At 70.9% G+C, this 9,649-nt stretch carries 8 protein-coding genes and 1 pseudogene; 1 reads left to right on the top strand and 8 read right to left on the bottom strand.

Annotated elements, in window-relative coordinates:
• The 8 genes and pseudogenes from VN520_RS29475 to VN520_RS29440 form a co-directional block, all read right to left on the bottom strand.
• A pseudogene (locus VN520_RS29475) lies at window positions 1-909 on the bottom strand ((2Fe-2S)-binding protein); the annotation flags it as partial.
• A complete protein-coding gene (locus VN520_RS29470; protein WP_325749999.1) occupies window positions 906-1,802 on the bottom strand; it encodes an FAD binding domain-containing protein in 897 nt (298 codons plus the stop codon). The gene VN520_RS29470 and the pseudogene VN520_RS29475, both read right to left, overlap by 4 nt.
• Before the next feature lie 249 nt (window positions 1,803-2,051).
• The gene (locus VN520_RS29465) at window positions 2,052-3,683 is read right to left on the bottom strand and encodes a beta-N-acetylhexosaminidase (protein WP_325749998.1); all 1,632 of its coding nucleotides are present in this window, start codon (window positions 3,681-3,683) and stop codon (window positions 2,052-2,054) included.
• Between the two features lies 1 nt (window position 3,684).
• On the bottom strand, window positions 3,685-4,533 hold the full coding sequence (locus VN520_RS29460) for a carbohydrate ABC transporter permease (RefSeq protein ID WP_325749997.1): 849 nt from the start codon (window positions 4,531-4,533) through the stop codon (window positions 3,685-3,687).
• Window positions 4,530-5,501 (bottom strand): sugar ABC transporter permease, encoded by a 972-nt coding sequence (locus VN520_RS29455; RefSeq protein ID WP_325749996.1) that lies wholly within the window; start codon window positions 5,499-5,501, stop codon window positions 4,530-4,532. Before VN520_RS29455 ends, VN520_RS29460 begins: the two co-directional genes overlap by 4 nt.
• Before the next feature lie 2 nt (window positions 5,502-5,503).
• A complete protein-coding gene (locus VN520_RS29450; protein ID WP_325749995.1) occupies window positions 5,504-6,808 on the bottom strand; it encodes an extracellular solute-binding protein in 1,305 nt (434 codons plus the stop codon).
• 306 nt (window positions 6,809-7,114) lie between these two features.
• Window positions 7,115-7,414, bottom strand: coding sequence for a DUF3039 domain-containing protein (locus VN520_RS29445; RefSeq protein WP_014155978.1), 300 nt, complete (start codon window positions 7,412-7,414; stop codon window positions 7,115-7,117).
• A gap of 30 nt (window positions 7,415-7,444) precedes the next feature.
• A complete protein-coding gene (locus tag VN520_RS29440) occupies window positions 7,445-8,074 on the bottom strand; it encodes a YqgE/AlgH family protein (RefSeq protein WP_325749994.1) in 630 nt (209 codons plus the stop codon).
• A 297-nt stretch (window positions 8,075-8,371) separates the two neighbouring features.
• Here VN520_RS29440 and murA point away from each other — a divergent pair.
• Window positions 8,372-9,649 (top strand): UDP-N-acetylglucosamine 1-carboxyvinyltransferase (gene murA, locus VN520_RS29435; protein ID WP_325749993.1); only part of this gene is annotated, 1,278 nt, incomplete at its 3' end.

The following is a 9,649-nucleotide window of genomic DNA, read 5'->3' as shown; positions in this document are numbered from 1 at the left end:
TTCGGCTGCCGGGGCCTCGGGCGCCGGAGCTTCGGCGCCCGGGGTCTCAGTGCCCGGGGCTCCGGCCGCAGGGGCCTCCGCAGGCTCCTCGGGCTCGCTGACGGCCTCCACGACCGTCCCGGCGGCCGCCGGGGCCCCTTCCGCCTCCTCCGCGGCCTGCGCGGCCTCCGCGGCCTCCACGGGCTCCGGGAATCCGGGAAGGGCCTCCTCGGCAGGGGCCTCCTCCGGAAAAGCCTCGGGCTCGGCCGTCGGCTCCTGCGTCGCCCAGGGCGCGGGCGCCCCGCCCGGCAGCGTGGCCGGGGGTGTCTCCGCGTACCACTGGGACGCCATCGCCGACGCCGCGAACTCGCCGGACTCGTCCGGGAGGTCGCCGTTCGCCACCGGGATCGTCCACTGGCCGGTGTGCCCGGCGGGCTCAGGTGCCGGTTCGGGCTCAGGTGCCGGTTCGGGCTCGGCGGGGACGGCCTCGGGGAAGTGCCACTGCGCCGTCGTGGACGACGTCTGTGCGTACTGCGACGTGTCCGGGTACGGGTGCTGGTACGGATCCTGCTGCCGGTACGGATCCTGCTGCTGGTTCGGGTCGGGCCAGTGCACCGCCTCCGGTGCGGCTTCCGGGCTCGCGGCGTGGCCGGCCGCGCGCTCCTGCTGGCTCTGCGTCTGCACCACCCAGCTGCCCGTGACCGCGGGGTCCAGACCGGCGGCCGGGGTCAGCGGCAGAATCATCGGCGGCACGTAGCTGTGGCCCGGGGCCGCCAGCGGGTCGCCTCCGAGGTCGGCGAGGTCCTCCGGGGGCAGGTGGACGAAGGCGGTCGCCTCGGCGTCGTACTCACCGCCCTGCGGGGTCGGCTGCCAGCCGGCGTACGGGTCGGGCTGCCCGTGCTGCTGCTCGGGGTTCTCTTCATTGCTCACGACAGTGCCCTCCCCAGTGCGCGTCGGGCGAGCGCGGCGACCGTGCGCCGCAGGTGCAGGACGGCGGGCGACAGCACAGGTGCCTCTCCCCCGTCGTCCGGTGGAGCCTGGTCCGGGATGCAGGCGGCCGCGACGTACTCGCCGAAGGCGGCCAGCGCGTCGGGGGCCAGGCCGCGTTCGCCGTCCCAGTCGATCAGGGAGGCGATCCAGCGTTCCGCCTCCAGGGGCCGCAGGGGCATCGGGGCGATCGCGCCGACCGCGCAGCGCACCCCGCGCCGCGCCGGGTCCAGGACGATCGCCACGGAGGCGGTGGCGCGGCCGGGGCCCGTGCGGCCGGTCGCCTTGAGGAAGACCTGGGGGGCGTGCAGCAGCGGTACGCGGACGAAGCCGATCAGCTCGGCGGGTTCGAGCATCTCGCGGCCCGCCAGCAGGTGCGAGACGGGGATCTCCCGGCGGGAGCCCCCGGCGCCCGCGATGACCAGATCGGCCTCCAGGGCGGCCAGGACCGGCAGGGCGTCACCGGTCGGGGCCGCGGTGGCGATGTTGCCGCCGAGCGTCCCGGCGTTACGGATCTGGGGCGGGCCCGCGGCGCGGGCCGAGGCGGCCAGCGCGGGGATGAGGGCGGCGAAGTCGGGCCGTCCCATGCGCGCGTGCGTGAGACCGGCTCCGAGCAGGGCGTGGCCGTCCTGGTAGTGCCAGCCGCGCAGCTCGCTGATCCGGCTGAGGCCGACCAGCCCCGCGGGCCGCAGCAGGCCCTTGTTGACGGCCGACATGAGGTCCGTGCCGCCCGCCACCGGAACGGCGGCGGGCATGGCGCCGAGAGCCGCCACGGCCTCGTCGAGCGAGGCCGGCAGCGTCACCGACTGCATCGCCTGCGGTACGTGCGTGGTCAACCCAGCTGCCCCTTCCCGGTGTCCCGGCAGTCCCGCCTGTCCGCCGTACGGTACGTGCTCACGGCCGGGACGTGGCAACTCTGGCACATCTTCCGGGCTGTCCGACGCGAGGGTCCACCAAGGGTGTTTCCGTACCCGGCCAGGGGAAATGCCCCTCTTTGGGGATCCTTCCGCCCAGCGTACGAATTGCCGCTCTTCCATGGTTCCGTACGACTTATTCGGTTTCCCTGGCCGGTGAGGGGGCGGCCGTCACACGGCCGGGGGCGGTCCCTCGATCGGGCGACCGAGGACGCCGGGCCGGCGTTGCCACGGCAGGGGGCCCGCGGGCGGCCGGTAGGCGACACCCAGGGCGTCGAGCCGGGCGTAATGGGCGTTCATCCTGCGTTCGAAATCGGCGAAGTCCCGTTCGCCGGGGGCCGGGAGCCGGGACCAGGCGACCTCGGCGAAGGCGGCGAGTCTCGGGAAGACCTGGTAGTCGACGCGGTCCCGGTTCTGCATGACCTCGGTCCAGACATTGGCCTGGGTGCCCATGATGTGGCCGGCCGCCTCCTCGGAGAGGCCGGGGGGCACGGGTTCGAAGCGGTAGACGTCCTCCAGGGTGCGGACGAAGCCGATGGGCATCGGTTCGTCGGGGCCGCCGTCCTGACGGTGGTCCAGGTAGACCTGCTGTTCGGGGCACATCACGACGTCGTGTCCGGCCTCGGCCGCGGCGATCCCGCCCGCGTAACCCCGCCACGACGACACGGCGGCTCCCTCGGCGAGGCCTCCCTCCAGGATCTCGTCCCAGCCGATGAGGCGGCGGCCCCGGTCGGAGAGCCAGCGGTCGAAATGGCGGACGAACCAGGACTGGAGCCCGTCCTCGTCCGTCAGGCCGAGTCCGGTGATGCGGGCCTGTGCCGACGGGGACTGCTTCCACTGGTCCTTGGGGCATTCGTCGCCGCCGATGTGGATGAAGGGCGACGTGTCGGCGGGGAACAGGTCGAGCAGTTCCTCGAAGACCCCTTCGAAGAAGCGCAGGGTGTTGTCAGTGGGGGCGAGTACGTTCGGATTGACCCCCCAGGTGTCCCACACGGAAAGCGCGGAGGTGTCGATGACATCGGTGTTGCCCAGCTCCGGATACGCGCTGATGGCTGCCTGCGAGTGGCCCGGGATGTCGATCTCGGGGACGACGCGGATATGCCGCTCGGCGGCGTACGCGACGATTTCGCGGATGTCGTCCTGCGTGTAGAAGCCGCCGTGCGGTGTCTCGTCCCACAGTTCGGAGGCGCGGTGGCCGTATTTGGTGCGTGCGCGCCAGGCTCCGGTCTCCGTGAGGCGGGGGTGGCGCTTGATCTCGACGCGCCAGCCCTGGTCGTCGGTGAGGTGGAAGTGGAAGACGTTCAGTTTGTGGGCGGCCAGCAGGTCGAGCATGCGCAGCACGCCGTCCTTCGGCGTGAAGTGCCGTGCCACGTCGAGCATCAGACCGCGCCAGGCGAAGCGCGGACCGTCCTCGATCTCCGTGCGCGGGACGCGCCTTTCGGCGCCGGGGTTCACCGGTGCCCGGCGGAACGCCTCGGGACCGAGGAGCTGACGGAGGGTCTGCGCCCCCCAGAAGACCCCGGCGGAGCTGCCGCCGGTGATGCGTACGCCCCGCACGGGCTCCACGTCCAGCCGGTAGCCCTCGGGCTCCAGCGAAGGATCGACGCGCAGCTCGACGGTGTTGTCGCCACCCGCGGCCCCCGGGGCGAGCGGCAGCCCGAAGGCGGCTCCGAGCGTGGTGCGCAGCCAGCGTTCCGTCCGCTCGGTGCCGGGCTCCGCCGTGAGGGTGGTGGCCCCGTCGAGGAGGAATGCGCCGTCACCGTCGCCGCCGGTGCGTACCGGCGCCGGAATCAGGTTGTCCATGTCAGTCCTTCACCGCTCCGCCGAGTCCGGAGACCAGGCGGCGCTGTACGAGGACGAAGAAGACCAGCACGGGAATGGTCATCACCGTCGAGGCCGCCATGATCCCTCCCCAGTCGTTCTCGTCGGGTTTGAAGAAGACCAGCAGCGCCATGGGGAGCGTCGACTGGGAGGTGTCGCTGATGAGGAACGATTTCGCGAACAGGAAGTCGTTCCAGGTCGAGATGAAGGAGAAGACGCTGGTCGCCACGAGACCGGGGAAGACGAGCGGGAAGAGGATCTGCCACAGGAAGCGGGTGCGGCTCGCCCCGTCGATGTAGGCGGCTTCCTCCAGTGCCTCCGGGACCGCCTTGACGAAGCCGCGCAGCATCCAGATCGCGAACGGCAGCGAGAAGGCGAGGTGCGGCAGGATCAGCGAACCCAGCGTGTTCAGCTGGCCGAAGTCCCGCATCAGGAAGAACAGCGGGATGGTCAGTGCCTCGACCGGCACCATCTGCGCCACGAGGAACATGATGAGCAGGGTGGTGCGGAACTTGAAGCGGAACCGGGTCACGGCCGTCGCGGCGAGGAAGGCGATCAGCGCCGAAGCGATGACGACCGTCCCGGCGACGATCAGGCTGTTGAGGAAGTAACGGCCGAATTCCTGCTGTTCGAAGACCCTGCGGAACGAGTCGAGGGACGGGGCCAGGGTCCAGGGGCGGGCCTCGGTGGACTGGATCTCGCCCGCCGGCTTGAAGGCGGAGAGCACCATCCAGTACAGCGGGAAGGCGACCGCGGCGGCGATGACGAGGGCCGCCGCCTCCGCCGCCAGCCTTCCGGGCCGGCGGACGCGCAGAAGCGCACGTGTGCTCACAGTTCCTCCCCCTGGCGCCGCACCAGGCGCAGATAGACCAGCGTCACGGCCAGCAGGATCACCAGCATCACGACGCCGATCGCCGATCCGAGGCTGTACTGCGAGGACGCGAACGCCTTCTGGTACGCGTACACGTTGAGCACCAGGTTCTGGCCGGCGATGCCGCCGCCGTTGGTCATGACGTAGATCTGGGTGAAGACCTTGAAGTCCCAGATGATCGACTGGATGGTGACGACGACCAGGATCGGCCGCAGCATCGGTGCCATGACCGACCGCCAGATCCGCCACTGCGAGGCGCCGTCCAGCGAGGCCGCCTCCAGCACCTCCGCCGGGATGGCGCGGATGCCCGCGTACACGGTCACCATCACGAACGGGAACGAGCACCAGAGCACTTCGAGGAGCACCAGCGCGAAGGCGCTGTAGCGGCCGTAGGTCCAGGAGAAGTCGCCGAGGCCCAGCACCTTGTTGACCGGGCCGAAGTCCGGGTCGAAGAGGAAGACCCACACGGTCGAACCCGTGATCGCCGGGGTGGCCCAGGCTCCCAGCGCGGCCATCATGAGTGCGAGCCGGGGCAGGGCGCGGATCCGGGTCAGCAGGACGGCCAGGGCGCAGCCGACGAACAGGGTGGCGAGCACGCAGGCCGTGGCGAAGAGCACGGTCGCGAGGAGTACCTGCCAGAACTGGCTGTCGCCGAAGAGCGTGGCGTAGTTGCCGAAGCCCTGGAAGGTCGTCGGTTCACCGCCGCTGACCTGGGCCTGGGTGTACTCCAGGAAGGAGATCAGGCCCAGTTGGTAGATCGGGTAGACGAGGAGGCCGCCGAGCAGGACGAGTGCGGGCAGCAGGTAGAGCCATGGCGTCCAGCCGGAGCGCCGTGCGGGTGATGCCGGGCGGCGCCGGGGCGGGCGGGCGGGCGCCCCGCTCGCGCCGGGCACGGCGGGGGCCTTGTGCAGGGTGGTGTCCGCGGTCATCGTCAGCCCGCTTCGGCGAACGCCGCGTCCATCTTCTTCGCCGCGTCGTCCGAGGCGGCGGCCACGTCCTTACGGCCGCTGACGATCTCCTGGAACATGGTCGGCAGGACCAGCGAGGCGTCGATCTGCCCCCAGGCCGGGGAGGCCGGGACGAATTTCGCGCCCGCGTCGAGGGTGTCGACGAAGGGGCCGACGAAGGGTTCCTTCTTGGCGGCGGTGTCCAGCACGTCCGTGTAGGTCGGCAGGAAGCCCATGGCATCGAACATCTTCGCCTGGGTCTTCTTGCCGGTCAGCGACTTCATCAGGTCGACCGCGAGGGTGCGGTGCGACGTGCTCTTGAGTACGCCGATGTTGTTGCCGCCGGCGAACGCGGGAGCGATGGAGCCCTTCTCCACGCCCGGCAGCGGCACGACGGCGTACTTGCCCTTCACGGCGCCCGCCTCAACCGCGGCGTGGCTGAAGTCGCCGCCGATCGCCATGGCCGCCTTGCCGGACGCGAAGGCGGTGACGGTCGCGTTGCCGCCCATGGCCGCGCACTTGGCGGCCGGGCAGTTGTCGTCGCCGAAGAGCGAGGTGTAGGCCTCGATGCCCTTGCGGGCCTTCTCGCTGTTGATCGCCGACTCGTAGGCCACACCGGTCTCGTCGGCCAGTTCACCGCCGTGCGCCCAGATGAAGGGCATCGCACCGTAGGTGTACGCGCCGCCGACCGCGAGTCCGTACAGGTCCGGCTTCTCCTGGTGGATCTTCTTCGCGGTGGAGATCAGCTCGTCCTGGGACTTCGGGGGTTCGATGCCGAGTTCCTCGAAGACGTCGGTGCGGTAGTAGAGCGCCCGTACGCCGACGAAGAGCGGCGCCCCGTAGACCTGGCCGCCCACCGTCACGGACTGCTTGGCGGTGGGGTCGGTGTCCTTGGCCTCGTCCCAGGCCGCGAACTCCTTGCTGACATCGGCCAGTCCGCCGTCCTTCACGTATCCGGCGGTGTCGGTGTTGCCGTACTCGATGACGTCGGGGGCGCTCTCCGGGTCGTTGAAGGCGGCCTTGATGCGCTGGGCCCGGGTGTCGACGGGTATGTACTCGACCTCGACCTCGGCCCCCTCGTGGGACTTCTCGAAGTCGGCGACAGCGGCGTCGACGACCTTCTCCTTAGGCTTGTTGCCGACCTCCTGGAAGAGCCAGACACGGAGCGTGCCGGTCTTCTCGTCACCCTCGGCGCTGGTGTCGGAGGTCTGCGGCGCGCAGGCGGTGGCGGTGAGGCCCGCCAGCACAAGGGCCGCGGCCGGAGCGGCAATTCGGGCAGAAAGCTTCATCCGGGACCCCTACCGGTCGATCGTTGCATTGCCTGCAACGCATGTTTCGTTCTGCACAACTTGCAGGAGACTAAGGGCGCCTCCGCACGCCGACAAGTGGTCTCAACCACTCTGTGACCAGGTGGTGCAGCCCGTGCAACGCACACCCCCGCACTCCCGGCGTTCACCGGGCCGCCGGGCCGTGGAGGGCGCCCGGACACGCGGACGGCCCCCGGGGTGCGCGGCGCGCACCCCGGGGGCCGGGGTCAGGGTCCGTAGAAGGGGGTGAAGGAACGAGGAGGGGGAAGGGACAAAAGGCCGGGCGGGCTACTTCTTGCCGCTGTCCTTGCCGCCCTTGCCCTTGTCCTTGTCGCCGCCGGCGCCCATGGACTCGTAGATCTCCTTGCACATGGGGCAGACCGGGTACTTCTTGGGGTCGCGCCCCGGAACCCAGACCTTCCCGCACAGTGCCACCACGGGAGTGCCCTCCAGGGCGCTCGCCATGATCTTGTCCTTCTGGACGTAATGGGCGTAGCGCTCGTGGTCGCCGTCGCCGTTCGACACCTGCGGCGTCGGCTCTACGAGGGTCCCCGTACCTGCCCCGCGCTCGGGCTCAAGAGTGCTCATAACTGCCAAGCGTACTGAAAGTCCCGTGCATCAGTTCAGCGAAGGGTCGTCCGGATACGTCGCGATCATCGCCAGTTCGCTGCGCTGCCGCCGCAGGACCGCCCGCCAGAGGTTCTCCGGGCGCGGCGACGAGACGTCGCCGGGCTCCGACTCGACCACGTACCAGGCGCCGTCCGCCAGCTCCGTCTCCAGCTGGCCGGGGCCCCAGCCCGCGTACCCGGCGAAGATCCGCAGCGAACCGAGCTCCGCCGCAAGCAGCTCCGGCGGAGCATCCAGGTCCACCAGGCAGATCGCCCCGTGCACCCGCCGCCAGCCGACGGGCTCCCCCCTGTCCGCACGGAGCCGGGAGCCCGGGGCAGGCCCTGCCCTGTCCGCGCGTGGCCGGGAGGGCCCTTCGTCCCCGGGGATCACCGCCACGCCCAGCGCGGAGTCGAGCGAGACCGGGCCGCCCTGGAAGACCACGTCCGGCTCTCCGGTCAGGCCGGCCCAGGACGCCAGGATGTCCCCGACGCCGACCGGGGTCGGGCGGTTCAGGACCACGCCCAGCGAGCCCTCCTCGTCGTGGTCGAGGAGCAGCACCACCGCACGGTCGAAATTCGGGTCCGCCAGGGCGGGTGCGGCCACGAGCAGCCGTCCTGTGAGCGAGGACACCTCCGTCATGGCACAGATGATCCCGCATCTTCGCCCTCCGCGGGGGCCGAGTGGCCCACCCGGTCCTGACCGGCGTCCGGCCGCAGCTCAGGGCGTGCGGGCGCCGCGCAGGCGCACGGGGGGCGCACCGCCGCGGGGCGGCCGGAGGGGCCTTGCGGGCGGTGACCCTCCGCAAGGCCCGGGAAGCGGAGCGTGTTGTGACAGATCCATGACGTCCGCCTGCCCCCCGTCGCCTTACGGAAGGGGGGCCGGAGCCCATTACCCTTTTGATGGCCCCCTGCCCGACCACTCCGGAACGCGAGATACATGACCGGCACAGACGATGTCCTGCTTGTCCACGGCGGCACCCCGCTGGAGGGCGAGATCCGCGTCCGAGGCGCCAAGAACCTGGTGCCGAAGGCGATGGTCGCCGCGCTGCTCGGCAGCGGGCCCAGCCGGCTCCGCAACGTGCCCGACATCCGCGATGTGCGGGTGGTCCGGGGGCTGCTGCAGCTGCACGGCGTGACCGTCCGCCCCGGCGACGAGCCGGGCGAACTCATCCTCGACCCGTCCCACGTCGAGAGCGCGAACGTCGCCGACATCGACGCCCACGCGGGCTCGTCGCGCATCCCGATCCTCTTCTGCGGCCCGCTGCTGCACCGCCTGGGCCACGCCTTCATCCCGGGTCTCGGCGGCTGCGACATCGGCGGCCGGCCGATCGACTTCCACTTCGAGGTGCTCCGCCAGTTCGGCGCGACCATCGAGAAGCGTGCGGACGGCCAGTACCTGGAGGCCCCGCAGCGGCTGCGCGGCACGAAGATCCGGCTGCCGTACCCGTCGGTGGGCTCCACCGAGCAGGTGCTGCTGACCGCCGTGCTCGCCGAGGGCGTCACCGAGCTGTCCAACGCGGCCGTCGAACCGGAGATCGAGGACCTCATCTGCGTACTGCAGAAGATGGGCGCGATCATCTCCATGGACACCGACCGGACCATCCGGATCACCGGTGTCGACAGGCTCGACGGGTACACCCACCGGGCGATCCCGGACCGGCTGGAGGCCGCCTCCTGGGCGTCCGCGGCGCTGGCGACCGAGGGCAACATCTACGTACGCGGTGCCCAGCAGCGCTCGATGATGACCTTCCTCAACACCTTCCGCCGCGTCGGAGGTGCCTTCGAGATCGACGACGAGGGCATCCGCTTCTGGCACCCGGGCGGCGCGCTGAACGCCATCGCCCTGGAGACGGACGTGCACCCCGGTTTCCAGACCGACTGGCAGCAGCCGCTCGTGGTGGCCCTGACGCAGGCCGCCGGGCTGTCGATCGTCCACGAGACGGTCTACGAGTCCCGGCTCGGCTTCACCTCGGCGCTCAACCAGATGGGGGCGCACATCCAGCTCTACCGCGAGTGCCTCGGGGGCTCCGACTGCCGGTTCGGGCAGCGGAACTTCCTGCACTCGGCGGTCGTGTCCGGACCCACCAGGCTCCAGGGCGCGGATCTGGTCATCCCCGACCTGCGCGGCGGGCTCTCCTACCTGATCGCCGCCCTGGCGGCCCAGGGGACGTCCCGGGTGCACGGCATCGACCTGATCAACCGCGGCTACGAGAAC

Source organism: Streptomyces sp. (assembly GCF_035563135.1).
Classification (GTDB): Bacteria; Actinomycetota; Actinomycetes; order Streptomycetales; family Streptomycetaceae; genus Streptomyces.
The sequence above is the reverse complement of the archived record's forward strand: the minus strand, read 5'-3'. Positions and strand labels throughout refer to the sequence as shown.

Bases quoted from the DNA above. Each gene is read 5' to 3' on its own strand.
- VN520_RS29465 (WP_325749998.1), bottom strand. From the start codon at position 3,683: ATGGACAACCTGATTCCGGCGCCGGTACGCACCGGCGGCGACGGTGAC.
- VN520_RS29450 (WP_325749995.1), bottom strand. From the start codon at position 6,808: ATGAAGCTTTCTGCCCGAATTGCCGCTCCGGCCGCGGCCCTTGTGCTG.
- VN520_RS29440 (WP_325749994.1), bottom strand. From the start codon at position 8,074: ATGACGGAGGTGTCCTCGCTCACAGGACGGCTGCTCGTGGCCGCACCC.
- VN520_RS29455 (WP_325749996.1), bottom strand. From the start codon at position 5,501: ATGACCGCGGACACCACCCTGCACAAGGCCCCCGCCGTGCCCGGCGCG.
- VN520_RS29445 (WP_014155978.1), bottom strand. From the start codon at position 7,414: ATGAGCACTCTTGAGCCCGAGCGCGGGGCAGGTACGGGGACCCTCGTA.